Raw genomic sequence first — 23,790 nt, 5'->3', positions numbered from 1 at the left:
ACGGCGGGGGAGAGGGCGCAACGTGACCGAACGCTACGTGATGTCGATCGACCAGGGCACCACCTCGACCCGGTGCATCCTGTTCGACCACGGCGGCCGGCTCGTGTCGGTGGCGCAGCGCGAGCACCGGCAGCACTTCCCGAAGCCCGGCTGGGTCGAGCACGACCCCATGGAGATCTGGCGCAACCTGGAGCGGATAGCGCCGGAGGCGCTCGCCCAGGCGGGCGTCACCGCGAACCAGGTCGCCGCCGTCGGCATCGCCAACCAGCGCGAGACCACCGTGCTCTGGGACCGGCTCACCGGCGCCCCGATCGGCCGCGCCATCGTCTGGCAGGACATGCGGACCGGCCCGCTGGTCGACGAGCTGGGCCGCGCCCCCGGCGCCGCGATCGTCACCGAGCGCAGCGGGCTGCCGCTCGCCACCTACTTCTCCGCGCCGCGCATCCGCTGGCTGCTCGACCACACGCCCGGCCTGCGCGAGCGCGCCGAGCGCGGCGAGGTGCTGTTCGGCACCATGGAGAGCTGGCTGATCTGGAACCTCAGCGGCGGCGTCGACGGCGGCGTGCACGTCACCGACGTCACCAACGCCAGCCGCACCCTGCTGATGGACCTGCACACGCTGTCCTGGGACGACGACCTGCTGGCGTTCTTCGGGGTGCCGCGGGCGATGCTGCCGGAGATCAGGTCGTCCACCGAGACCTACGGGACGGCCCGCCGGGTGTTCCCCGGGGTGCGGGTCGGCGCCGCGCTCGGCGACCAGCAGGCCGCGCTGTTCGGCCAGACGTGCTTCGCGCCCGGCGAGACCAAGTGCACCTACGGGACCGGCGCGTTCCTGCTGATGAACACCGGGACCAAGCCGGTGCGGTCGGAGAACGGGCTGCTCACCACCGTCGGCTACAAGATCGGCGACGAGCCGGCGGTGTACGCGCTGGAGGGCTCGATCGCGATCACCGGCGCGCTCGTCCAGTGGTTCCGCGACGGGCTCGGGCTGATCACCACCGCGCCGGAGATCGAGACGCTCGCCCGGACCGTGAGCGACAACGGCGGCTGCTACATCGTGCCGGCGTTCTCCGGGCTGTTCGCCCCGCACTGGCGGAGCGAGGCCCGCGGCATCATCGTCGGCCTGACCTCCTACATCACCAAGGGCCACCTGGCGCGGGCGGTGCTGGAGGCGACCGGCTGGCAGACCCGCGAGGTCGTGGACGCGATGAACCGGGACTCCGGGCTCAGCCTCCGGGAGCTGAAGGCCGACGGCGGCATGACCTCCGACAACCTGCTGATGCAGATGGTCGCCGACATGCTGAACGTGCCGGTGGCGCGGCCGATGGTGGTCGAGACCGTCTCGCTCGGCGCCGCGTACGCCGCCGGGCTGGCCGTTGGCTACTGGGCGGGCCTGGAGGGGCTCCGGCGGAACTGGCACCGCGCGGCCCGCTGGGTCCCCGCCATGGAGGCGAGCCGCCGCGACCACGAGTACGACAACTGGAAGCGCGCCGTGGAACGCACCTTCGACTGGATCCGGGCCGGCGAGGAGCCCGGCGAGGGGCCCTGACCCGCCCTGACCGGCCCGGGCCGCGGGGCGCCGCGCCGCGTCAGACGCGGTTCCGCTCGACCAGCTGCTTGACGATCACGTTGCGCTGGATCTCGTTGGTCCCCTCGCCGACGATCATCAGCGGGGCGTCCCGGAAGTAGCGCTCGATGTCGAACTCGGTGGAGTAGCCCGCCGCGCCGTGGATCCGGACGGCGTTGAGGGCGATCCGCATCGCCGCCTCGGAGGCGTAGAGCTTGGCCATGCCCGCCTCCATGTCGCAGCGCTCGCCGGCGTCCAGCCGTCCGGCGGCGTCCAGGGTGAGCAGCCGCGCCGCGCGCAGCTCGGTGGCCATGTCGGCGAGGTAGTTGCCGACCGACTGGTGCTTCCAGATCGGCTTGCCGAACGCCTCGCGCTCCTGGGCGTAGCGGACGGAGTCCTCCAGCGCGGCCCGGGCCACGCCGAGCGCGCGCGCCGCGACCTGGATCCGGCCGACCTCCAGACCGCGCATCATCTGCGCGAACCCGCGGCCCTCCTCGCCGCCGAGCACCGCGTCCAGCGGCGCCTCGCAGCCGTCGAACGACATCTCGCAGCTCTCCACGCCCTTGTAGCCGAGCTTCGGCAGGTCGCGGGAGACCGTCAGGCCCGGCCCCTTCTCGACGAGCAGGACGCTGATGCCGCGGTGGCGGGGCCGGGCGTCCGGGTCGGTCTTGCACAGCAGCGCGATCAGGCCGGACGTCCGCGCGTTCGTGATCCACATCTTCGCGCCGTCGATCACGTAGCGGTCGCCCTCGCGGCGCGCGGTCGTGGTCATCGCCTGCAGGTCGGAGCCGCCGGACGGCTCGGTCAGCGCCATCGTGGCGCGCAGCTCGCCGGTCGCCATCCGGGGCAGGTACCGGCGCTTCTGCTCCTCGGTGCCGAAGACCGCGAGCAGGTGCGAGACGACCGTGTGCCCGCCGAACGCGCCCGCGAGCGACATCCAGCCGCGCGCCAACTCCTCGGTGACGAGGGCGTAGCAGGCCTTGGAGACCGAGACCTCGCCGTACGGTTCGGGCACGGCGAGCCCGTAGACGCCCAGCTCCTTCATGCGGGCGATCAGGTGCTCGGGGTAGGCGTTCGCGTGCTCGAGGTCGCGGGCCACCGGCCGGACCTCCCGGTCGACGAAGTCCGCGACGACCTCGACGATGGCGCGCTCCTCGTCGCTCAGCGTGAACACGGCTGCCGCCCTCCTCCGGCCCCGGCACCGGCCGGCGCCTTTTCATATATTTGATTTGAAAATCACCACTGTCAACTCGCTGGAGGCCGGAAGCGGCTGATCGGACACGAGGGGGACGGCCCGTCCCTACATAATGTTGGGATCAGGCAGGCGCACGGGGAGACGATGACGGTGGCGAGTTCCGGCGACCGGGCGCTCGGCAGGCGCCGCCAGCTCAGCGACGAGGTGGCCGCCTACGTCCGCGAGCTGATCATGTCCGGCCAGGTCGGCCACGGGGAGTTCCTGCGGCTGGAGCGGATCGCCGACGACCTCGGGATCAGCGTCACCCCCGTCCGGGAGGCGCTGCTGTCGCTGCGCGGCGAGGGCTTCGTCACGCTGGAGCCGCGCCGCGGGTTCATGCCGGCGCCGCTGTCGCGCCAGGACGTCCAGGACCTGTTCGAGGCGCAGGCCTACTTCGCCGGGGAGCTGGCCTCCCGCGCCGCCGAGAAGATCACGGCGGAGGAGCTGGAGGCGCTCGACCGGACGCAGGGGCTGCTGGAGCAGGCGTCCAAGGCCCAGGACGCCGAGGGCATCGAGCGGGCCAACCACCAGTTCCACCGGGTGATCAACCTGTGCGCCGGGTCGCCCAAGACGGCGTGGCTGCTCCAGCTGGTGGTGCGGTACGCGCCGCGCCGCTTCTACTCCAGCATCCAGGGCTGGAGCCAGGCCTCCGTCGACGACCACCGGCTCATCCTGGCGGCGCTGCGGGCCGGGGACCCCGAGGCCGCGCGCGGCGCGATGCGGGCGCATATCAGGCACGCCGGAGCGCTGCTGGTCGTGCACCTGGAGGCGCAGGGGTTCTGGGCCGACCACACGGGCTGACGGGGGCGCTCCCAGGGGGCCGCCCTTCCCTGGGGCGGTCATCGCCCCATATCGTATAAAAAATTGCGAGGAGGGATCGATGGACGACCGGGACTCCGGAGCGGTGCGCGCCCCCGCGCGGCGATCGGCGGCGGACGCGTGACCGGCGGCCCCGCCGGCGACGTCGTCGAGGTCGCCGACCACGACGCGACCCGGGTCCTGACGCTGAACCGCCCCGAGGCGCGCAACGCGATCGACATCCCGATGCGCCTGCGGCTCCTGGACGAGCTGCGCCGCGCCGCCGACGACCCGGCCGTCCGCGCGATCGTGCTGACGGGCGCGGGCGGCACGTTCTCGGCGGGCGGCGACCTGCGGTCGATGGAGGGCGCCGGGCCCGACGAGGTCCGCGAGCGGCTGGCGCCGGTGCACCGGGCCGTCCGGATCATCGCGACCTGCGGGACCCCGGTGGTCGCCGCCGTCGAGGGCGCCGCCGCCGGGCTCGGCGTGTCCGTCGCCGCCGCCTGCGACCACGTGGTGGCCGCCGAGGACGCCCGGTTCGTCGCCGCGTTCGGCAAGGTCGGGCTGGTCGCGGACGGCGGGCTGCTGTGGACGCTCCCGCAGCGCGTCGGGATGGGCCGCGCCAAGGAGATGCTCGTGTTCGGCCGGACGGTGCCCGCGCCGCGGGCCTGCGAGATCGGGCTCGCCGACTCGCTCGCGCCGCCCGGCGGGGCCCTGGACGCGGCGCTGGAGCTGGCCGCCGGCGCGGCGTCGCTCGCCCCGCTCGCCGTCGCCGCCGCCAAGCGGCTCCTCGCGCGCGCCGACCACAGCCTGAAGCGGCTGCTGGAGGCCGAGCGGGAGGAGCAGGCCGCGCTGTTCGGCACCGCCGACTTCGCGGAGGGCCGCGCCGCGTTCGCCGAGCGCCGCGCCCCCCGCTTCGAGGGCCGCTGAGCCGCCGGCGCGGCGGCTCCTTCGCACAGGCGCGTGATCCGGGAGGGAATGGAACGTGAGCAGGCTGCAGCAGACCTACGGGCTGTCGGACGAGCAGCGGGAGATCGTGGCGACGGTGCGGGCCTTCGTCGACAAGGAGATCCTCCCGGTCGCGACGGAGCTGGAGCACGCGGACGCGTACCCGCAGGAGATCGTGGACGGGATGAAGCGGCTCGGCCTGTTCGGGCTGGTGATCGGCGAGGAGCACGGCGGCCTCGGCGAGTCGCTGCTGACCTACGCGCTCGCGGTGGAGGAGCTGTCGCGCGGCTGGATGAGCGTGTCCGGCATCGTCAACACGCACTTCATCGTCGCCTGGATGATCACGCACCACGGCACGCCGGAGCAGCGGGCGCACTACCTGCCGAGGATGGCGACCGGCGAGATCCGCGGCGCGTTCTCCATGTCGGAGCCGGGCTGCGGCTCCGACGTGTCGGCGATCAGGACCCGCGCCGTGCGCGACGGCGACGCGTACGTGATCGACGGGCAGAAGATGTGGCTGACCAACGGCGGGTCCGCCAACCTCGTCGCCACCCTCGTCAAGACCGACCCGGACGCGGGCCACCGCGGCATGACGACGTTCCTGGTCGACAAGACGCCCGGGTTCGGGGAGGTCGCGCCGGGCCTGACCGTCCCCGGGAAGATCGAGAAGATGGGGTACAAGGGCGTCGACACGACCGAGCTGGTCTTCGACTCCTACCGGATCCCGGCCGCTCAGGTCCTCGGCGGCGAGCCCGGCCGCGGCTTCTACCAGATGATGGACGGCGTCGAGGTCGGCCGCGTCAACGTCGCGGCCCGCGGCTGCGGCGTCGCGCGCCGCGCCTACGAGCTGGCCCTCGACTACGCGCGGCGGCGCGAGGCGTTCGGCAGGCCGATCGCCGAGCACCAGGCGGTCATGTTCCGGCTCGCCGAGATGGCGACCAAGGTCGAGGCGGCCCACCAGATGATGGTGATGGCGGCGCGCCGCAAGGACTCCGGCGAGCGCAACGACCTGGAGGCGGGCATGGCCAAGTACCTGGCCAGCGAGTACTGCAAGGAGGTCGTGGAGGACTCCTTCCGCATCCACGGCGGCTACGCCTACTCCAAGGAGTACGAGATCGAGCGCCTCTACCGGGAGGCGCCGATGCTGCTGATCGGCGAGGGCACCGCCGACATCCAGAAGATGATCATCGGCCGCCGGCTGCTGGAGGACTGAGACCGCGATGCTCCCCCTCGAAGGCATCACCGTCGTCGCGCTGGAGCAGGCGGTCGCCGCGCCGTTCGCCACCCGGCAGCTCGCCGACCTCGGCGCCCGCGTCATCAAGGTCGAGCGCGTGGACGGCGGCGACTTCGCCCGCGCCTACGACGCCGACGTGCGCGGCGGGCTCGGCACCCATTTCGCGTGGCTGAACCGGTCGAAGGAGTCGGTCGCGCTCGACCTCAAGCGGGACGAGGGGCGGGCGATCCTCGCCGAGTTGGTCGCGGGCGCCGACGTGTTCCTGCAGAACCTCGCGCCCGGTGCCGCCGCCCGCCTCGGCTTCGGCGCGGACGGGCTGCGCGCCCGCGACCCCCGGCTGATCGTCGTCGACATGTCCGGCTACGGGACGCGCGGCCCGTACCGCGACAAGCGCGCCTACGACATGCTCGTCCAGGCCGAGGCGGGGCTGATCTCGGTGACCGGCACCCCGGAGACGCCGGTGAAGGCGGGCTCCCCGCTGGCCGACATCGCCGCCGGGATGTACGCCTTCTCCGGGACGCTCGCGGCGCTCGTCCGGCGCGGCACCACCGGCGAGGGCGCGGCGATCGAGGTCACGATGTTCGACGCGGTCGCCGAGTGGATGAGCCAGGCGATGTACACGACCCTCTACACGGGGTCGGTGCCGCCGCGGACCCGGCTGAGCCATCCGGTCATCTGCCCGTACGACGCCTACCCGACGGCCGACGGGGTCGACGTCGTCATCGGCGTGCAGAACGACCGCGGCTGGGCGGCGCTGGCGACCGGCGTCCTGGACCGTCCCGACCTGGTCACCGATCCGGAGTACGCGACGAACCGGGCGCGGGTCCGCAACCGCGGGAAGGTGGACGCGATCGTCGCCGGCGTCACCTCGGCGATGGACCGCGCGGAACTGCTGCGGCGGCTGGACGAGGCGGGCGTCGCGAACGCGTCGCTGAACGACGGGCACGGGCTGATCGCGCACCCGCAGCTCGCCGAGCGGGACCGCTGGCGCGAGGTCGGCTCCCCGGTCGGGGCGATCCACGCGATCCGCCCGCCGATCACCTTCGCCGACGTCGAGGCGCGGATGGACCCGGTCCCGGCGCTCGGCGAGCACACCGAGGCGGTCCTGCGCGAGCTCGGACGCGACGGCGCGGACATCGCGCGGCTGAGCGGGTCCGGGACCGTGCGGCTGCACGCGGAGGCCCCGCCCGCCACGTGACCGGCGCGCCCGCCACGTGACCGGCGCCCGCGGCCCGCCCGGCCGCCGCCCCGGCGATCACGACCGGGCCACCGGATATCGTGGCGGTATGGCCAGCACGACCCCGCCCTCCGCCCCCGACCGCCGCCGCGAGGAGATGCGCGACTTCCTGCGCACCCGCCGCGCCCGGCTCACGCCCTCCGACGTCGGCATGCCCGACGCGGGCCGGCGCCGGACGCCGGGCCTGCGGCGCGAGGAGGTCGCCGTGCTCGCCGGGGTCGGCGTGTCCTGGTACACGTGGCTGGAGCAGGGCCGCGACATCAAGGTCTCCGGCGACGTGCTGGACGCCATCGCCCGCGCCCTCCGGCTCGACGCCGCCGAGCGCGAGCACCTGTACCTGCTGGCCGGGCTGAACCCGCCGCGGCGCGAGGCCGGCCCCGCCGCGCCGATCACGCCGGAGCTGCGGCGGGTGCTGGACGCGTGGTCGCCGCGGCCCGCCTACGTCCGGGACCGGCACTGGAACTTCGTCGCGATCAACGACGCGGCCCGCGAGGTGTTCGGGTTCTCCGACGTGGACCACAACTGCCTGGTGACGTTCTTCACCAACGCCCGCTACCGGAGCATGCACCTGGAGTGGGCCGCCGCCGCCCCGGGCGTCGTCGCCCGGTTCCGCGCGGACGCGGCCCGCTATCCCGACGACCCCGAGTTCGGCCGGATCGCGGAGGACATGATCGAGGTCAGCCCGGAGTTCGCCGAGCTGTGGCCGCGGCACGACGTGAGCGCCGCCACGCAGGCGGTCAAGGGCGTCCGGCACCCGGAGGCCGGCGAGATGATCTTCGAGGGGACGCTGCTGCCGCTCGCCGACCGCCCCGGCACCGACCTCGTGCTGCAGAACCCGCGGCCCGGCACCGGGACCATGGAACGCCTGGAGCGGCTGATGGCGCGGCGCGGTCTGGCCGCGGCGAGCTGACGCCCGCCCGCGAGGGTGGTGGTGGCAGACCCAGGATGAGCGCGGTCTGCCTGCTTCTCCGGCGATCCGGCACGATCGTTCCCGAACGAACCAGATGAAGGGAACGGCCGTGAGGAATCGTGATTTCGCGGGTACGCCGGTGGGCGCCGTCGGGCTGGGCTGCATGGGCATGAGCTGGGCCTACGCCGAGTCCGAGCGCGACGACGACGCGTCGGTGGCGCTGATCCGCGAGGCGCTCGACCTGGGCGTCACCTTCCTGGACACCGCGCAGCCCTACGGCGACGGCCACAACGAGACGCTGGTCGGGCGGGCCCTCGCGGGCCGCCGCGACGAGGCGGTGCTCGCCACCAAGACGGGCCTGGTCGTGGAGTCGCTCGCCACCAGGGAGATCGTCCGCAACGGGCGGCCGGAGCACGTCAAGGCGTCCGCCGAGGACAGCCTCCGCCGCCTGGACACCGACGTGATCGACCTCTACTACCTGCACCGCGTCGACCCGGACGTGCCGCTGGCCGACACCTGGGGCGCGATGGCGGAACTGGTCGCCGAGGGCAAGGTGCGGCGGCTGGGGCTGTCGGAGGTCAGCGTCGCGCAGGCGGCCGAGGCGCACGCGATCCACCCGGTGGCGGCGATCCAGTCGGAGCTGTCGCTGTGGACGCGGGACGCGATGGGGCAGCCCGCGGCGGAGTCCGCCGGCGCCGGCGCGGTCTCGGGCGCCGGAGAGGCGGGCGACGTGGTCGGCTGGTGCGCCGCCAACGGCGCGGCGTTCGTCCCGTTCTCGCCGCTCGGCCGGGGGTTCCTCACCGGGACCGTCACCGCGGCCGACTTCGAGGACGGCGACTTCCGCGGCGCCAACCCGCGCTTCCAGGAGGAGGCGCTGAAGGCCAACCTGCGCATCGTCGATGTCGTCAAGACGGTCGCCGAGCGGCACGGGGCCACCCCGGCGCAGGTCGCCATCGCCTGGACGCTCGCGCAGGGCGACCACGTCATCCCGATCCCCGGCACCAAGAAGCAGCGGTACCTGCGCGACAACGCCGCCGCCGCCGACCTGGACCTCACCGAGACCGACCTGGCCGAGCTGGACGCCGTTCCCGCGGCCGTTGGAGGGCGTTACTGATGAAGGCCGTCACCATTCCCGCGTTCGGCGAGGCCGACGTGCTGCGCGTGGACGAGGTCAAGGTCCCCGAGCCGGGGCCGGGGCAGGTGTCGATCGACGTCGCCTACGCGGGCGCCAACTTCGCCGAGGTGCTGTACCGGCGGGGCGTCGTGGACGTGCCGCTGCCGTTCGTCCCCGGCATCGAGGTGTCCGGGCACGTCCGCGCGGTCGGCCCGGACGTCGAGGGGCTGCGGCCCGGGCAGCCCGTCGCCGCGCTGACGATCGTGGACAGCGGCGGGTACGCCGAGGCCGTCGTCACCTCCGCCGACCTGGTCGCGCCGCTGGACGGTCTCGACCTCGGCCTGGACGTCGCGGCCGCGATCCCGTCCAACAGCACGACCGCGTTCCTCGTCCTGGACCGGGCGGCGCGCATCGAGCCCGGCGAGACCGTGCTCGTGCACGCCGCCGCCGGAGGGGTCGGCAGCCAGCTCGGCCAGGCGGCGCGGCAGCTCGGCGCGGGCCGGGTGGTCGGCACCGTCGGCGGCCCGGCGAAGATCGAGACGGCGCGCGGCTTCGGCTACGACGACGTCGTGCTCCGCGACGAGCTGCCGGACCGGGTCGCGGACCTCACCGGCGGGCGCGGGTTCGACATCGTGGTCGACATGGTCGGCGGCCCGGCGCGCCGCACCAGCCTCGACGCCCTCGCCCCGATGGGCCGGATGATCGTCATGGGCAACGCGTCGGGCGCGGACGACGTGGGCGTGTCGGCGAACGAGCTGTGGTTCAGCAACAAGTCCGTGTCGGGGTTCAACCTCGCGGCGTTCTCGGGCGCGTTCCCGGCCGAGGCGGGCCGGGGCCTGCGCCGCGCCGTGGCCGCCGCGGCCTCCGGCGACCTGCGGCTTCAGGTGGAGGAGCTGCCCCTGGAGCGGGCCGCGGAGGCGCACCGCCGCATCGAGTCGGGCGCCACGACCGGCAAGCTCGTCCTCGCGGTGCGCGGCTGACGCTCACACCGCCGTGACCAGCCATGCGGTGCTCCGCAGCCGGACGCCGCCGGGCGTCTCGAACGGGCGGGCCGCGCCGGTCAGCGCGGCCCGCGCGCGGCCGGCGGCGGCCTCGTCCAAGGCGCCGCCGAAGGCGCCCCAGGCGAGGATGAACGAGGCGGCCGCCTCCGCGTCCGGTCCGAGGACGATGGACGTCTCGACCGGTTCGGAGCGGACGTCGGCGAACCCGGCCGCGCCGAGCACGGCGGCGATCCGGTCGGGGTCGGACAGCGAGTGCACGTCGGACGGGGGCCCGCCCGCCGGCGCCGGGGGCATGGCCGCCGCGACGATGCCCGGCAGGTCGTTGCCGCCGGGCGGGCCGACGGTCGTGAACACCAGCCGTCCTCCCGGCTTCAGGGCCCGGCGGACGTTGCCGAAGGCGGCCACGGGGTCGCGGAAGAACATCATGCCGAACCGGCTGATCGCGACGTCGAACTCGCCGTGGCGGAAGGGATGCGTCTGCGCGTCGCCCGCCTCGAACGCGACATTGGCCAGGCCCTCGCCGTCGGCGAAAGCGCGGGCCTGGGCGAGCAGGGGCTCCGCGATGTCGTTGCCGAGGACGCTTCCGCGGGCGGCGAGCCGTGCGGCCCGCCGCGAGGTCGCGCCGTAGCCGCAGCCGACGTCGAGCACGCGCCCGGCGGGCGGGACGGCGGCGGCGGCGAACAGGGCGTCGTCGTATCCGCCGCTGATCACCTCGTAGCGGGCGGCGTCGGCGACGCGGTCGATGGTCTCCATGGTCATGCCTTCCGTGCCGGGGCGGGCGCCTCGGCGGCCAGGGCGAGCAGTTCGTCGACCGACCACTGGTCGTAGGCGTGCTCGCCGTACTTCGCCGCGATGAGCCGCCCGTCCGCGCCGATCAGGAAGTCGCCGGGCAGGCCCAGCCGGCCGCCGGTCGGGCGGGCGGCCGGCGGGCGCTCGCGGCCCCGGAGCACCCGCCAGGTCTTGATGACCGAGGACCAGGCGAGCGGGCCCCACACCCGGGGGTCGAGCAGCGCGCGGCGCGCGGACTCGACGCCGAACTCGGCGTACAGGCGCTTGCGGGGGTCCCCGACGACGGGGAACGGGAGTCCGGGGACGTGCTCGCGCAGTTCCTCCTCGGTGGAGTGGAACACCACGATCTCGCGGATCCCGGCGGCCTCGATCTCGGCGTGCCGGGTGACGAACGAGCGCAGGTGCAGGTTGCAGATCGGGCAGCCCGCGAACCGGCGGAACTGCAGGTGGACGAGGTGGCCCGGGTCGGGCACGGGGACGGCGGGGCCGCCGACCGGGGTCAGCTCGCGGGCGGGGACGTCGGAACCGGGGACGAGACGCATCGGCGCGCTCCTTAGGTGTACGGCATACGCTTACGATCGTAAGTGTATGCCGTACGCTGTCAAGTGCCATGCCGAGACCCCGCTCGCTCACCCAGGACCAGGTCGCCGCCGCGGCACTCGCCGTCATCGACCGGGACGGCCTCGCCGGGCTGTCCATGCGCGCCGTCGCCAAGGAGCTCAAGCTGAGCACCATGGCGCTGTACCGGTACGTCCGCGACCGGGAGGAGCTGGAAGGACTCGTCATCGACCTCGTCTACGCGGAGGTCGACCCCACGCCGCCGCCCGGCGGCCCGTGGGAGGAGAGGATCGTGACCATGGCGCTGCGGCTGCGGAAGGCGTTCGGCGCGCACGCGGCGATCATGCCGCTGACGCTCACGCACCGGCACGACTCGGCCGGGTCGCTGTGCTGGGGCGAGACGGTGGCCGGCATCCTGCGCGACGCGGGCATCACCGGGCCGCGCGCCGCCGTCGCCCTCCGCGCGGTGATCGCCTACATCATCGGCGCCATCCAGCTGGAGCACCTCGGCCCGCTGGAGGGCGAGGGGACGGCCGCCATCGCCGCGCTGCCCGCCGACCGGTTCCCGAACATGGCGGAGACCGCGCGGCACGCCCGCCACATCGGCCCCGACGAGGAGTTCCGCGGGGGACTGGCGGCCGTGCTGCGCGGCCTCGGCACCGTCTAAAGCACCAGCATCGTCTAAAGCACCAGCACCGCCTAACGCACCAGCAGCGCCTGCTGCGCGGCGATGGCCCGCACGGCCTGCTCCACGATCCCGTCGATCAGCCGGGCGCAGCTCGGCAGGTCGTCGATGACCCCGACGACCTGGCCCGACGCCATCACTCCGAGATCGGGACGGCCGTCCACCATCGCCGCCTTCAGCAGCATCGGGGTGTTGGCCGCCATGAGGACCTGCGACCAGGACAGGTCCTTGCCGTGCTTCATCGCCTTCCCGTCCGCGATCATCGCGCGCCACGACATCCCGGACAGCTTCTTGAACCGGGCCCCGTTGCGCAGCGCCCGGACCAGCCCGCTGACCCGGCCGGACGACTCCAGCCCGTCCACCAGCTCGCTGCGCAGCACCCGGTGCGGCATCCCGTCGACCTGCCGGGTCACGACCGTCTCGCCCGTCTCCAGGTACACCTGCTTGACCGCGTCGGGGACCGAGCTGTCGGAGGTCAGCAGGAACCGGGTGCCCATCGCCACTCCCGCCGCCCCGTAGGACAGCGCGGCGGCGAGCCCGCGCCCGTCGAAGAAGCCGCCGGCCGCGATCACCGGGATGTCGACCGCGTCCACGACCTGCGGCAGCAGCAGCGTGGTGGCGACGGCGCCGGTGTGCCCGCCGCCCTCGCCGCCCTGCACCAGCACCGCGTCCGCGCCCCAGCCCGCGACCTTCTCCGCGTGCCGCCGCGCGCCCACCGACGGGATCACGACGAGGCCCGCGTCCTTGAGCTTGGCGATCAGCTCCTTCTTCGGCGCGAGCGCGAACGACGCGACCTTCACGCCCTCCTTGATCAGCAGGTCGATGCGGTCGCCGGCGTCCCCGGCGTCGGCCCGCAGGTTGACCCCGAACGGCGCGTCCGTGCGGTCCTTCACCTCGTGGATCGCGTCCGCGAGCTGGTCCAGCGTCATCGTCGCCGACGCGAGGATCCCGAGACCGCCCGCGTTCGCGACCGCGGTGACCAGGCGCGGGCCGGCCACCCAGCCCATGCCCGTCTGGACGACCGGGTGCCGCACGCCCGTCAGCCGGGTCAGCGGGGTGTCGAGCCGCTGCTCCATCAGGCCGGGACCTCCCGCTCGCGCAGCCCCTTCGGGTCGAGCACCTCGCGCATGACCCGCAGCTCCTCGTCGTCGGGGAGGCGGGTCTGCGGCACCTCGTCCGGGACGGCCAGCTCGAACCCGGTGGCGGCCACGACGTCCTCGACGGTCACGCCGGGGTGCACCGAGCGCAGCCGCATCCGGTGGTCGGGGGTGTCGAAGTCCAGCACCGCCAGGTTGCTCACCACGGCGCGGATCTCGTGCGCGCCCCGGTCCCAGCCGACGCCGCTGACGAAGTCGACCGTGTCGGTGAACACCCGCGTCGAGTGCTTCGGCACCCAGTAGCTCGTCGGGTTCAGCAGCGTGTTGCCCGGCCCGCCGCGCGACCCGAGGAGCTGCCGCGTCGGCCGCTCCCAGTCGCCGATGCACGAGATGTTGGTGTTGCCGTACCGGTCGATCTGCGACGGCCCCATCACCACATGCCGCCGCGCGTTCAGCACCAGCCACAGGTGGTCGCGGAACGGCAGCCAGCCCTCCGCCACCTCCGCCGTGCGGCCCAGCGGGACGGGCTCGGCGCTCAGCGTCGGCCCGCCGTCGGTCGTCAGCAGGTCCGGCTCGAACGTCGCCCGCGCGAGCCGCGAGCCCAGCATCGGCACGAAGCCGGCGACCGCCGCCGCCACGATCTCGCCGTCGCCCCGGAACAGCTCGGCGCAGGCGACCGCGCAGACCTCGGCCCTCGTCACATCGCTCATCGGGACTCCTCCTGCCAGGTCCGGACCGCGTCCTGGTAAGCGGCCTCGTCGCCGGACAGGAACCGGTCGCGGAACGCCGCCCACGACTCCGGGTCGCCCGCCGACTTCGCGTACAGCTTCTGGAACGCCTCGTCGCGGCGGTGGTCGGGCTCGCAGTCGGTGAAGTGCGCGCCGTTCGGCGTCTCCACCACGCCCGCGACCTGCGCCCGGCTGATCAGCATCGACTGCGGCGGGCCCTCCTTGGCGAAGTCGGCGGTGTCCACCAGCCGCTCGCAGGAGATGTACGTCCGGTCCGCGGCCTTGGCGAACAGGTCGTCCATGTACGGGTCGGCGCCGAGGTACTGCGCGTTGCCGCGCGCGTCGGCGCGGTTCATGTGGATCAGCGCCGCGTCCATCTTCAGCGCCGGGACGGCGACGAGCTCCTGCCCGTCCTCGTACGGCGACCGGATCGTCTTCAACTCCGGGTTGACGCGCATCACGTCCGAGCCGAGCCCGACCGGGGTGGGCAGGAAGGGCAGCCGGTGCGCCGCCGCGTACAGCCCGAACATGAACATGCCCTCGTCGTACTCGGTCAGCTCGATCGACCCGGTCTGCCGGGCCTGCCGGAAGTGCGGCTCCAGCGGGATCGAGTCCATGGTCACGAACGCGGTGACGAGCCGGCGGACCTTGCCGGCCGCGCACAGCAGCCCGACGTCCGGGCCGCCGTAGGTCACCACGGTCAGGTCGGTGACGTCGGAGCGGCACAGCGCCCGGACCAGGGCCATCGGCTTGCGCCGCGAGCCCCAGCCGCCGATCCCGAGCGTCATGCCGCTCTCCAGCGACCCGACGATCTCCTCGATGGAGAGAACCTTGCTCACTTGGCCCCCTTCGCGACGAAGGCGTCGCGGTGCTCGTCGCCCGCGCCCATGAGGTTCAGCTCGAACGTGAACCCCTGCTCGTAGCGGTAGCTGCGGCGGACGTCGACCGGGTCGATGCCGTTCAGCGACTCCTTGGCGCGCCGGATCACGTACCTGTCCTTCGCCGCGATGTTCCCGGCGACCTCCAGCGCCTTGGCGCGCAGCTCGTCCTTCGGGACGACCTCCAGCACCGAGCCGTGGTGGTGCAGCTCGGCCGCGGTCACGTTGCGGCACGTGTAGACCATCGCGCGCATCAGGTGCTGCGGGACGAGCCGGGCCAGGTGCGTCGCGGCGCCGAGCGCCCCCCGGTCGACCTCGGGCAGGCCGAAGAAGGCGTCGTCGGACGCCACGACGATGTCGGCGTTGCCCGCCAGGCCGATTCCGCCGCCGAGGCAGAAGCCGTGCACCGCGGCGACGACCGGCACCTCGCAGTCGTAGACGGCGGCGAACGCCGCGAAGCAGCCCCGGTTGGCCCCCACCAGCGCGGTGTGGCCATCGGTCCGCTGCATCTCCTTGATGTCGACGCCCGCGTTGAAGCCCCGGCCCTCGGCCCGGAGCACGACGGCGCCGACCTGCGGGTCGCGGCCGGCCGCGAGCACCGCGTCGGCCAGCTCGAACCAGCCCGCGACGGTCAGTGCGTTGACCGGCGGCGCGTCCACGACGATCTCGGCGACCCCGTCCAGGGTCGTGGTGGAGACTCCCATGCGCTACCTTTCCACCAAACATTTGTTAGAACAGACCGTAGCAGAGGGGCTCGGAGGAGGCGGGATGTCACTGACGCTGGACCTGGCGGGGAAGACCGTCGTGGTCACCGGAGGCGCGCGCGGGGTCGGTGCGGGGATCAGCCGCGCCTTCCTGGAGGCGGGCGCCGACGTGATCGCGGTGGCCCGGCGGGAGCCGGACGCGCTGCCCCGGGGCGGCGGCCGCGAGGCGGCGTTCGTCTCGCTGGACGTCCGGGACGCCGACGCCGCCGAGGCCTTCGCCGCCGGGCTCGACCGGGTCGACGTCCTGGTCAACAACGCGGGCGGCGCGCCGTTCCGGCCGCTCACCGACGGGCCGCTGCGCACCCACCTCAAGATCATCGAGCTGAACCTGACCGGACCGCTGATCATGGCGCGGACGCTGCGCCCGCTGATGCCGGACGGCTCCTCGGTGGTCAACATCGGCAGCGTCAGCGGGGTCCGGCCGTCGCCGGGCACCGCCGCGTACGGCGCCGCCAAGGCCGGGCTGCACAGCCTCACCCAGTCGCTGGCCGTCGAGTGGGCGCCGCGGGTGCGGGTCAACACCCTGGTCCTCGGCATGATCCGCACCGAGCTGGCGCACCTGCACTACGGGGACGAGGCGGGCGTCGAGGCCGTCGGCCGCACCGTCCCGATGGGCCGCCTCGGCGACCCGTTCGAGGTCGGCGCGGCCTGCGTCTACCTGGCCTCGGACCTGGCGTCCTACGTCACCGGGTCGCAGATGCTGCTGCACGGCGGGGGAGAGCGCCCCGCGTTCCTGGACGCCGCCACCGTGAACAAGGAGGAGTCGCGATGATCTGCAAGGACCGCGTGGTCGCCGTCACCGGGGCCGGGCGCGGGCTCGGCCGCGCGCACGCGCTGGAGTTCGCCCGGCAGGGCGCCCTCGTCGTCGTCAACGACCTGGGCGTGGCCCGCGACGGCAGCGGCGACGCCTCCGGCGGCCCCGCCCAGGACGTCGTCAAGGAGATCGAGGCGCTCGGCGGGCGGGCCGTGGCCAGCACCGACGACATCGCCACCGACGCGGGCGCCGCCGCGCTCGTCGCCACCGCCGTGGACACCTTCGGCCGCCTCGACACCCTCGTCAACAACGCCGGGTTCCTGCGCGACCGGATGCTGATCAACCTCTCCGAGGACGAGTGGGACGCGGTGATGCGCGTCCACCTCAAGGGGCACTTCCTGCCGCTCAAGCACGCCGGGCGGTACTGGCGGGCCGAGAGCAAGGCGGGCCGCGCCGTGGACGCCCGCGTGATCAACACCTCGTCCGGCGCGGGCCTGCTCGGCAGCGTCGGCCAGGGCAACTACTCGGCCGCGAAGGCCGGCATCGTCGGGCTCACCCTCGTCGCCTCCGCCGAGCTCGGCCGGTACGGGGTGAACGTCAACGCGATCGCGCCCGCCGCCCGCACCCGGATGACCGAGGAGGTCTTCGCGCAGACGATGGCCGCGCCGGCCGAGGGCGAGTTCGACGCGATGGCGCCGGAGAACGTGTCGCCGCTGGTCGTCTGGCTCGGGTCCGCGCAGTCCAAGGGCGTCACCGGCCGGGTCTTCGAGGCCGAGGGCGGCAAGATCTGCGTGATGGACGCGTTCCGGCACGGCCCCGCGGCCGACAAGGGCGCCCGCTGGGACCCCGCCGAGGTCGGCGAGGTCGTCGCCGGCCTCCTCGCCGAGGCTCCGGAGCCCGAGCCGGTGTACGGCGCGGGCTGATTCGCCCCCCGCCCGCGCCCCTCGCCCGCGCCCGGCGCATGCCGGGCGCGGCCGGTTCCGGTCGCGAACCTCCGTGGAACCGCCCTGACCTGCCACCATTCCGGATATCGGCGGGGGATGGGGGATGGTCGTGTCACCGAACCGGATCGTGGCGACCACGCGTCGTAGTTGCCGGGGAATGTCCCCGGACGACGTGAGAGGCAGGGGGTGCCGCCATGGCTCCTGTTGAGGGTCCGCCGCCAGGGGACGTGCCGCGCCGCGGCCCCGCCCACGAGATGACCGGCGCGTTCCTCGCCGGGCCCGGCGGCCGCCCCCGGCCCGTGGCGGCTCCCGCGGTCGCGCCGGCGCGGCGGGGACGGATCGGCGGACGCCGGGGCCGCGTCGCCGCGGGAGCGGCCGCGGCCGTCGTGGCGGGCGCCCTCCTCGGCCTCGGCGCCGAGTCCGGCGGGTCGCCGTCCCCGCTGCGCCCGGTCGGCCGGTTCCTCGACTTCTACTGCGGGGTCTTCGCGCTGGTCGCGCTGTCGCTGACGGTCATGATCGGGCTGCTGGCCACCGACCGCGCGATCCTCGCCTCCCGGCACCGGCTGCGGGCCCAGGCCGTGCACCGGGCCACCGCGTTCCTCGCCGTGGCGATGCTGGCCGTCCACATCGACTCGCAGCTCGCCGAGCACCGGGTCGGGATCGCCGGGGCGTTCCTGCCGCTGCCCGGCCGGCACGCCGCCGACTACGACATCGGCGTCATCGCCTTCTACCTCCTGATCATCGCGGTGGCCGGGGGCATCGCGCGCGGCCGCTTCGCCGGCACCCGGCGTCCGTGGATCTGGCGGGCCACGCACCTCACCGCGTACGCGGCGTGGCCGCTCGGGATCTGGCACGGCCTGACCTCCGGCCGCGCCCCCGCCGTGTGGGTGACGGCGGGCTACCTGCTGTGCGTGGCCGGAGTCGTGCTCGCGCTCGCCGCCCGCCCCGTCCTGCGGCCCCGGGAGAGGAGGACGCCGTGAGCGCGCTCGCCGTCCGGCACGTCGGCCCGCCGCGCCTCACCAAGGGGCTCGCCGACGGGGGACGCCTCGACTGGGACGCCCACCGCGCCCTGCATCCGCACCCGCGCCCCCTCACCACCGACCAGCTCGTCGCGCTGTGCGAGGAGGGGCGGCTGCACGGGCGGGGCGGCGCCGCGTTCCCGTTCGCGCGCAAGCTGCGGGCGACCGCCGACAGCGCCGTGCGGCGCGGCAAGCGGACGATCGTGGTCGTCAACGGCACCGAGGGCGAGCCCGGCAGCGCCAAGGACAAGGCGCTGCTGCGCGGCGCGCCGCACCTGATCCTGGACGGCGCCGCGCTCGCCGCGACCGCGCTCGGCTCGCTGGAGATCATCGTCGCCGTGACGGACGGGACGGCGGCCGCGTCGGTGCGGGACGCGATCGCCGAGCGCGACCTCGGCGGCCGGGCCCGCGTGGCGCTGCTGCCGGAGCGGTTCGTCACCGGCGAGAGCGGGGCGCTGGTGCGCGGCATCAACGGCAAGCGCCCGATCCCGCCCGGCCGCAAGGGCCGCGCCTCGACCCGCGGCGTGGACGGCCTGCCCACGCTGCTGTCCAACGCCGAGACCTACGCCCAGCTGGCCGTCCTCGCCGGGCTCGGCCCCGCCGGGTACCGGAAGGTCGGGACGCCCGACGAGCCCGGCACGGTGCTGCTGACCGTGACCGGCTCGGCCCGCTTCCCGGCCGTGGTGGAGACGCCCGCCGGGGCGCCGCTCGGCCACCTGCTCGACCTGTGCGGCGCGCGGGCGGGCGAGGGAGTGCTGGTCGGCGGGTACCACGGCGCCTGGCTGAAGGGCGAGGTCGCGACCCGGACCGCGGTGTCGCGCGCCGGGCTCGCTGCGGCGGGCGGCGCGCTCGGCGCCGGGATCGTCATGCCGGTCGGGCGCGGCACCTGCCCGCTCGGCGAGGCCGCGCGCGTCGCCGGGTACCTGGCCGCCGAGTCGGCCGGGCAGTGCGGGCCGTGCCGCCTCGGGCTGCCCGACGTCGCCGGCGCGCTCGCCGACATCGCCGCCGGCCGGGGCGTCGCGGCGGCCTGCGAGGCCGTCCGCCGCGCCGTCGGGATGGTCGTCGGCCGCGGCGCGTGCTCCCACCCCGACGGCACCGCCCGGTTCGTGCTGTCCGCGCTGGAGGTCTTCGCCGACGACCTCGCCCGGCACGCCTCCGACGGCGGCTGCGGGCGGCCCGTCCTCGGGGTGCTGCCCGCCGAGGCGGAGGCGGCCGAGCTGCGGCTGGAGGTCGACTGGAGCCGCTGCGACGGCCACGGCCTGTGCGCCGACGTGCTGCGCGGCACCGTCCGGATGGACGAGTACAACTACCCGGTGATCCCGTCCGAGCCCATCCCGGCGCGGCTGGAGGCCGACGCGCGGCGCGCCGTCGCGATCTGCCCCGGCCTCGCCCTGCGCCTCGTCCCGCGCACGCCCCACGAGAAGGCGGGCCGGGCCTCCTAGCGGCGCAGGAATGCCCGGTGGGGCGGCGGGCGTTGTAATCGGCGCGCCGACGGAAAATGGATCGCCCGGCGCGGGCGATTCCGGCTACGGTGCGAAGGTTTGAGGGTGAGCGGGGCCTGCCGGCCTGGAACCCTATCCTTGTCGATGGTTATGAGGACACCTGTGAGATCGCCGCTCGCCGACCTGCGCGCGCGCCTGCCCGAGCTGATGCTGCGCGACCAGCACCGGCTCCGCCGCCGCATCGACGGCGCCCAGAAGATGCGGGACGCGGCGCGGCGCGCGAAGGTCGCCGAGGAGATCGCCGCCGACGTCGAGGCCGCCGGACGGCGGGTCGAGCGGCGGCGCCTCGCCGTGCCCGAGATCACCTACCCGGCGGAGCTGCCGGTCGCGCAGAAGAAGGACGACATCCTCGCCGCGGTCCGCGACCACCAGGTCGTGATCGTCGCGGGCGAGACCGGCTCCGGCAAGACCACCCAGATCCCGAAGATCTGCCTGGAGCTCGGCCGCGGCGTGCTCGGCTCGATCGGCCACACCCAGCCGCGCCGGCTCGCCGCCCGCACCGTCGCCGACCGGATCGCCGAGGAGCTCGGCACCGAGCTCGGCGACACCGTCGGCTACAAGGTCCGCTTCACCGACAGGGCCGGCGACGACACGCTCGTGAAGCTGATGACCGACGGCATCCTGCTCGCCGAGATCCAGACCGACCGGCTGCTGCGCCAGTACGACACGCTGATCATCGACGAGGCGCACGAGCGCAGCCTGAACATCGACTTCCTGCTCGGCTACGTCAAGGAGATCCTGCCGCGGCGTCCCGACCTCAAGGTGATCATCACCTCGGCGACGATCGACCCCGAGCGGTTCTCCCGGCACTTCGGCGACGCCCCGATCGTCGAGGTCTCCGGCCGGACGTACCCGGTGGAGGTGCGGTACCGGCCGGTCGCCGACCCCGACGACCCGTCCGCCGACCCCGACCGCGACCAGATCCAGGCGATCATCGACGCGGTCGACGAGCTGGGCCGCGAGGCGCCCGGCGACGTCCTGGTCTTCCTCAGCGGCGAGCGGGAGATCCGCGACACCGCCGACGCGCTCACCAAGCACTTCACCCGCCAGAGGACGGCGACCGAGGTGCTGCCGCTGTACGCGCGGCTGTCGGCCGCCGAGCAGCACCGGGTGTTCCAGGCGCATCGCGGGCGGCGCGTCGTCCTCGCGACGAACGTCGCCGAGACGTCGCTGACCGTCCCCGGCATCAAGTACGTCGTCGACCCGGGCACCGCCCGCATCTCCCGCTACAGCCACCGGCTGAAGGTGCAGCGGCTCCCGATCGAGCCGGTCTCGCAGGCGTCGGCGAACCAGCGCAAGGGGCGCTGCGGCCGCGTGTCCGAGGGCGTGTGCATCCGGCTGTACTCCGAGGAGGACTTCGAGTCCCGGCCCGAGTTCACCGACCCGGAGATCCTGCGCACGAACCTCGCGTCGGTCATCCTGCAGATGACGGCGCTCGGCCTCGGCGACATCGCCGCGTTCCCGTTCGTGGAGCCGCCGGACCGCCGCAACGTCAAGGCGGGCGTCGACCTGCTGCACGAACTCGGCGCCATCGACCCGGCCGAGAAGGACCCGCGCAAGCGGCTCACCCCGCTCGGCCGCCGGCTCGCGCAGCTGCCCGTGGACCCGCGGCTCGCCCGCATGGTGCTGGAGGCCGACCGCAACGGGTGCGTCCGCGAGGTCCTCGTCATCGCCGCCGCGCTGTCGATCCAGGACCCGCGCGAGCGCCCCGCCGAGCACCAGCAGGCCGCCGACGAGATGCACCGCCGGTTCGCCGACCCCACGTCCGACTTCCTGGCGTACCTGAACCTGTGGAACTACCTGCGCGAGCGGCAGAAGGAGCTGTCGGGCAGCGCGTTCCGCCGCATGTGCAAGAACGAGTTCCTGCACTTCCTGCGCGTCCGCGAGTGGCAGGACCTGCACGGCCAGCTCAAGCAGGTCGCCAAGTCGCTGGGCGTCACGCTCAACACCGCCGACGCCCCGCCCGACCGCATCCACGTCTCCCTGCTCGCCGGCCTCCTCTCGCACATCGGGCTCATCGACTCCGACAAGAAGGAGAAGGACAAGCCGCGGCGCGGGCAGGAGTACCTCGGCGCGCGCGGCGCGAAGTTCGCCGTGTTCCCGGGGTCGGCGCTGTTCAAGAAGCCGCCGCGCTGGGTGATGTCGGCGGAGCTGGTCGAGACGTCCCGGCTCTGGGGGCGCATCAACGCCAAGATCGAGCCCGACTGGATCGAGCCGCTGGCGGAGCACCTCGTCAAGCGCAACTACAGCGAGCCGCACTGGTCGAAGAAGCAGGCCGCCGTCATGGCGCACGAGAAGGTCACCCTGTACGGTGTGCCGATCGTCGCCGACCGGCGCGTCAACTACGGCTCCATCGACCCGGCGCTGTCCCGCGAGCGGTTCATCCGGCACGCGCTCGTCGAGGGCGACTGGGAGACCCACCACGAGTTCTTCCACGACAACCGCGCGCTGCTCGAGGAGGTCGAGGAACTGGAGCACCGCGCCCGCCGCCGCGACATCCTCGTGGACGACGAGACGCTCTTCGACTTCTACGACGCGCGGATCCCCGAGGACGTCGTCTCCGGGCGGCACTTCGACGCGTGGTGGAAGCGGGCGCGGCGCTCGGACCCCGACCTGCTCGGGTTCGAGAAGTCGATGCTCATCAACGAGACCGCGGGCGGTGTCAGCGAGGCCGACTACCCGGACGTGTGGAAGCAGGGGCCGCTGCGGCTGCGGCTGACCTACCAGTTCGAGCCGGGCACCGACGCCGACGGCGTCACCGTCCACATCCCCGTCCAGGTCCTCAACCAGGTCCGCCCGGACGGGTTCGAGTGGCAGGTCCCCGGCCTGCGCACCGAGCTGGTCACCGAGCTGATCCGGTCGCTGCCGAAGCAGCTGCGCGTCAACTTCGTCCCGGCGCCCGACTACGCCCGCAAGGTCCTCGACCGCGTCGCGCCGCGCACCGAGCCGCTGCTGGACGCGCTGGAGCGCGAGCTGACCGCGATGACGGGCGTCGCCGTCGCGCGGGAGGCGTGGGACCCCTCGCGGCTGCCCGCGCACCTGCGCATCACCTTCCGCGTCGTCGACGACCGCAAGCGCACCCTCGGCGAGGGCACCGACCTCGACGAGCTGAAACGCGGGCTGGCGGGCAAGGTGCGCGGGACGCTGGCGAAGGCCGCGTCGAACGTGGAGCGGTCCGGCCTCACCGAGTGGACGATCGGCGAGCTGCCCCGCACCTACGAGCGGCGGCAGGCCGGCTACGACGTGAAGGCGTACCCGGCCCTGACCGACGAGGGCGACAGCGTCGCCGTCCGCATGTACGAGACGGAGGCCGAGCAGCGCCGCGCCATGTGGCTCGGCACGCGCCGCCTCATCCTGCTGAACGCGCCGTCCCCGGTGAAGCTCATCCAGGGCCGCCTGACCAACAAGGGCAAGCTGGCGCTCAGCCACAACCCGCACGGGTCCGTCGCGGCGCTGTTCGACGACTGCGTCACCGCCGCCGCCGACCGGCTCATCGCCGAGGCGGGCGGGCCCGCGTGGGACGAGGCCGGCTTCCGCGCGCTGTACGACCGGGTCCGCGCCGACCTGCACGACGCCACCGCGCAGGTCGTCGGGCTGGTCGAGCGGATCCTCGCCGAGTCCCACGAGCTGGACCGGCGGCTGCGCGGCACCGCCAGCCTCACGCTCGTCCCGGCGCTGACCGACATCCGCGGGCGGCTGGCGGGCCTGATCCACCCGGGGTTCGTCACCGAGACGGGCTGGGCGCGGCTCGCCGACCTGCCGCGCTACCTGCGCGCGCTGCAGATCCGCCTCGACAAGCTCCCCGAGAACCCGGGACGCGACCGGATGCTCGCGCACCAGGTCGACGTGCTGGGGCAGGAGTACGAGCAGGCGCTCCGCCGGCTGCACCCGTCCCGCCGCGACGAGGAGCCCGCCCGGCAGATCCGCTGGATGCTGGAGGAGCTGCGGGTCAGCCTGTTCGCCCAGCAGCTCGGCACCCGGTTCCCCGTGTCCGACAAGCGCATCCGCAAGGCCATGGCCCAGCTGTAG

Annotated in this window: 21 protein-coding genes; 14 read left to right on the top strand and 7 right to left on the bottom strand. The window is 74.0% G+C overall.

Annotation, left to right across the window (positions count from 1 at the left end; all coding sequences use genetic code 11):
* Positions 1-22 precede the first annotated feature (22 nt).
* Complete coding sequence (gene glpK, locus amrb99_RS21070; protein WP_190858508.1) at positions 23-1,549, top strand: glycerol kinase GlpK; 1,527 nt, start codon at positions 23-25, stop codon at positions 1,547-1,549.
* Between the two features lie 40 nt (positions 1,550-1,589).
* Here glpK and amrb99_RS21065 read toward each other — a convergent pair whose 3' ends face one another.
* Positions 1,590-2,741 carry an acyl-CoA dehydrogenase family protein gene (locus amrb99_RS21065; protein WP_190858506.1) on the bottom strand — a complete coding sequence of 384 codons (1,152 nt, stop codon included), beginning with the start codon at positions 2,739-2,741 and terminating at the stop codon, positions 1,590-1,592.
* Positions 2,742-2,906: 165 nt separating this feature from the next.
* On the opposite strand from amrb99_RS21065, the gene amrb99_RS21060 reads away from it, so the two are divergent.
* From amrb99_RS21060 to amrb99_RS21030, 7 genes are all read left to right on the top strand, one after another.
* Positions 2,907-3,602, top strand: a complete 696-nt coding sequence (locus tag amrb99_RS21060; protein ID WP_190858504.1) for a GntR family transcriptional regulator — start codon at positions 2,907-2,909, stop codon at positions 3,600-3,602.
* A 138-nt stretch (positions 3,603-3,740) separates the two neighbouring features.
* Positions 3,741-4,529, top strand: a complete 789-nt coding sequence (locus tag amrb99_RS21055; RefSeq protein ID WP_190858502.1) for an enoyl-CoA hydratase-related protein — start codon at positions 3,741-3,743, stop codon at positions 4,527-4,529.
* Between the two features lie 55 nt (positions 4,530-4,584).
* Positions 4,585-5,760 (top strand): acyl-CoA dehydrogenase family protein, encoded by a 1,176-nt coding sequence (locus tag amrb99_RS21050; protein ID WP_190858500.1) that lies wholly within the window; start codon positions 4,585-4,587, stop codon positions 5,758-5,760.
* A gap of 7 nt (positions 5,761-5,767) precedes the next feature.
* On the top strand, positions 5,768-6,979 hold the full coding sequence (locus amrb99_RS21045; RefSeq protein WP_190858498.1) for a CaiB/BaiF CoA-transferase family protein: 1,212 nt from the start codon (positions 5,768-5,770) through the stop codon (positions 6,977-6,979).
* Between the two features lie 88 nt (positions 6,980-7,067).
* On the top strand, positions 7,068-7,928 hold the full coding sequence (locus amrb99_RS21040) for a helix-turn-helix transcriptional regulator (RefSeq protein WP_190858495.1): 861 nt from the start codon (positions 7,068-7,070) through the stop codon (positions 7,926-7,928).
* Positions 7,929-8,037: 109 nt separating this feature from the next.
* Positions 8,038-9,042 (top strand): aldo/keto reductase, encoded by a 1,005-nt coding sequence (locus tag amrb99_RS21035; RefSeq protein ID WP_190858493.1) that lies wholly within the window; start codon positions 8,038-8,040, stop codon positions 9,040-9,042.
* Entirely contained in the window at positions 9,042-10,022 is a 981-nt protein-coding gene (locus amrb99_RS21030) for a zinc-binding dehydrogenase (RefSeq protein WP_190858491.1), read from the top strand. The genes amrb99_RS21035 and amrb99_RS21030 overlap by 1 nt, the downstream gene beginning before the upstream one ends.
* A 3-nt stretch (positions 10,023-10,025) precedes the next feature.
* Here amrb99_RS21030 and amrb99_RS21025 read toward each other — a convergent pair whose 3' ends face one another.
* A complete protein-coding gene (locus amrb99_RS21025; RefSeq protein WP_190858489.1) occupies positions 10,026-10,802 on the bottom strand; it encodes a class I SAM-dependent methyltransferase in 777 nt (258 codons plus the stop codon).
* Positions 10,799-11,374: a peroxiredoxin-like family protein gene (locus amrb99_RS21020; protein WP_190858487.1), complete on the bottom strand. Its 576-nt coding sequence runs from the start codon at positions 11,372-11,374 to the stop codon at positions 10,799-10,801. The genes amrb99_RS21025 and amrb99_RS21020 overlap by 4 nt, the downstream gene beginning before the upstream one ends.
* A gap of 68 nt (positions 11,375-11,442) precedes the next feature.
* Between amrb99_RS21020 and amrb99_RS21015 the strand changes: the two genes are divergently transcribed.
* Positions 11,443-12,057, top strand: a complete 615-nt coding sequence (locus tag amrb99_RS21015; protein ID WP_190858485.1) for a TetR/AcrR family transcriptional regulator C-terminal domain-containing protein — start codon at positions 11,443-11,445, stop codon at positions 12,055-12,057.
* A 32-nt stretch (positions 12,058-12,089) separates the two neighbouring features.
* Here amrb99_RS21015 and amrb99_RS21010 read toward each other — a convergent pair whose 3' ends face one another.
* The 4 genes from amrb99_RS21010 to amrb99_RS20995 are packed head-to-tail and all read right to left on the bottom strand — an operon-like array spanning position 12,090 to position 15,482.
* Positions 12,090-13,151, bottom strand: coding sequence for a nitronate monooxygenase (locus tag amrb99_RS21010; RefSeq protein ID WP_190858483.1), 1,062 nt, complete (start codon positions 13,149-13,151; stop codon positions 12,090-12,092).
* Complete coding sequence (locus tag amrb99_RS21005; RefSeq protein ID WP_190858474.1) at positions 13,151-13,882, bottom strand: CoA-transferase; 732 nt, start codon at positions 13,880-13,882, stop codon at positions 13,151-13,153. Before amrb99_RS21005 ends, amrb99_RS21010 begins: the two co-directional genes overlap by 1 nt.
* Positions 13,879-14,739, bottom strand: coding sequence for a CoA-transferase (locus tag amrb99_RS21000; protein ID WP_347256772.1), 861 nt, complete (start codon positions 14,737-14,739; stop codon positions 13,879-13,881). Before amrb99_RS21000 ends, amrb99_RS21005 begins: the two co-directional genes overlap by 4 nt.
* The gene (locus amrb99_RS20995) at positions 14,736-15,482 is read right to left on the bottom strand and encodes an enoyl-CoA hydratase family protein (RefSeq protein WP_190858472.1); all 747 of its coding nucleotides are present in this window, start codon (positions 15,480-15,482) and stop codon (positions 14,736-14,738) included. The genes amrb99_RS21000 and amrb99_RS20995 overlap by 4 nt, the downstream gene beginning before the upstream one ends.
* 64 nt (positions 15,483-15,546) lie before the next feature.
* Here amrb99_RS20995 and amrb99_RS20990 point away from each other — a divergent pair, with 64 nt between their 5' ends.
* The 5 genes from amrb99_RS20990 to hrpA all read left to right on the top strand — a co-directional run bounded on the left by amrb99_RS20990 (position 15,547) and on the right by hrpA (position 23,790).
* Positions 15,547-16,314 (top strand): SDR family oxidoreductase, encoded by a 768-nt coding sequence (locus amrb99_RS20990; RefSeq protein ID WP_190858470.1) that lies wholly within the window; start codon positions 15,547-15,549, stop codon positions 16,312-16,314.
* The gene (locus amrb99_RS20985; protein ID WP_190858468.1) at positions 16,311-17,219 is read left to right on the top strand and encodes an SDR family oxidoreductase; all 909 of its coding nucleotides are present in this window, start codon (positions 16,311-16,313) and stop codon (positions 17,217-17,219) included. Before amrb99_RS20990 ends, amrb99_RS20985 begins: the two co-directional genes overlap by 4 nt.
* 215 nt (positions 17,220-17,434) lie before the next feature.
* Entirely contained in the window at positions 17,435-18,220 is a 786-nt protein-coding gene (locus tag amrb99_RS51290) for a hypothetical protein (RefSeq protein WP_190858466.1), read from the top strand.
* Positions 18,217-19,701, top strand: coding sequence for an NADH-ubiquinone oxidoreductase-F iron-sulfur binding region domain-containing protein (locus amrb99_RS20975; protein WP_190858464.1), 1,485 nt, complete (start codon positions 18,217-18,219; stop codon positions 19,699-19,701). Before amrb99_RS51290 ends, amrb99_RS20975 begins: the two co-directional genes overlap by 4 nt.
* A 150-nt stretch (positions 19,702-19,851) precedes the next feature.
* Entirely contained in the window at positions 19,852-23,790 is a 3,939-nt protein-coding gene (gene hrpA / locus amrb99_RS20970; RefSeq protein WP_190858462.1) for an ATP-dependent RNA helicase HrpA, read from the top strand.

It is taken from the genome of Actinomadura sp. RB99, from assembly GCF_014706005.1.
Classification (GTDB): Bacteria; Actinomycetota; Actinomycetes; order Streptosporangiales; family Streptosporangiaceae; genus Spirillospora.
The sequence above is the reverse complement of the archived record's forward strand: the minus strand, read 5'-3'. Positions and strand labels throughout refer to the sequence as shown.

Bases quoted from the DNA above. Each gene is read 5' to 3' on its own strand.
- amrb99_RS21060 (WP_190858504.1), top strand. From the start codon at position 2,907: ATGACGGTGGCGAGTTCCGGCGACCGGGCGCTCGGCAGGCGCCGCCAG.
- amrb99_RS21045 (WP_190858498.1), top strand. From the start codon at position 5,768: ATGCTCCCCCTCGAAGGCATCACCGTCGTCGCGCTGGAGCAGGCGGTC.
- amrb99_RS21040 (WP_190858495.1), top strand. From the start codon at position 7,068: ATGGCCAGCACGACCCCGCCCTCCGCCCCCGACCGCCGCCGCGAGGAG.
- amrb99_RS21030 (WP_190858491.1), top strand. From the start codon at position 9,042: ATGAAGGCCGTCACCATTCCCGCGTTCGGCGAGGCCGACGTGCTGCGC.
- amrb99_RS21025 (WP_190858489.1), bottom strand. From the start codon at position 10,802: ATGACCATGGAGACCATCGACCGCGTCGCCGACGCCGCCCGCTACGAG.
- amrb99_RS21020 (WP_190858487.1), bottom strand. From the start codon at position 11,374: ATGCGTCTCGTCCCCGGTTCCGACGTCCCCGCCCGCGAGCTGACCCCG.
- amrb99_RS21015 (WP_190858485.1), top strand. From the start codon at position 11,443: ATGCCGAGACCCCGCTCGCTCACCCAGGACCAGGTCGCCGCCGCGGCA.
- amrb99_RS21010 (WP_190858483.1), bottom strand. From the start codon at position 13,151: ATGGAGCAGCGGCTCGACACCCCGCTGACCCGGCTGACGGGCGTGCGG.
- amrb99_RS21005 (WP_190858474.1), bottom strand. From the start codon at position 13,882: ATGAGCGATGTGACGAGGGCCGAGGTCTGCGCGGTCGCCTGCGCCGAG.
- amrb99_RS20995 (WP_190858472.1), bottom strand. From the start codon at position 15,482: ATGGGAGTCTCCACCACGACCCTGGACGGGGTCGCCGAGATCGTCGTG.
- amrb99_RS20990 (WP_190858470.1), top strand. From the start codon at position 15,547: ATGTCACTGACGCTGGACCTGGCGGGGAAGACCGTCGTGGTCACCGGA.
- amrb99_RS20985 (WP_190858468.1), top strand. From the start codon at position 16,311: ATGATCTGCAAGGACCGCGTGGTCGCCGTCACCGGGGCCGGGCGCGGG.
- amrb99_RS51290 (WP_190858466.1), top strand. From the start codon at position 17,435: ATGGCTCCTGTTGAGGGTCCGCCGCCAGGGGACGTGCCGCGCCGCGGC.
- hrpA (WP_190858462.1), top strand. From the start codon at position 19,852: ATGAGGACACCTGTGAGATCGCCGCTCGCCGACCTGCGCGCGCGCCTG.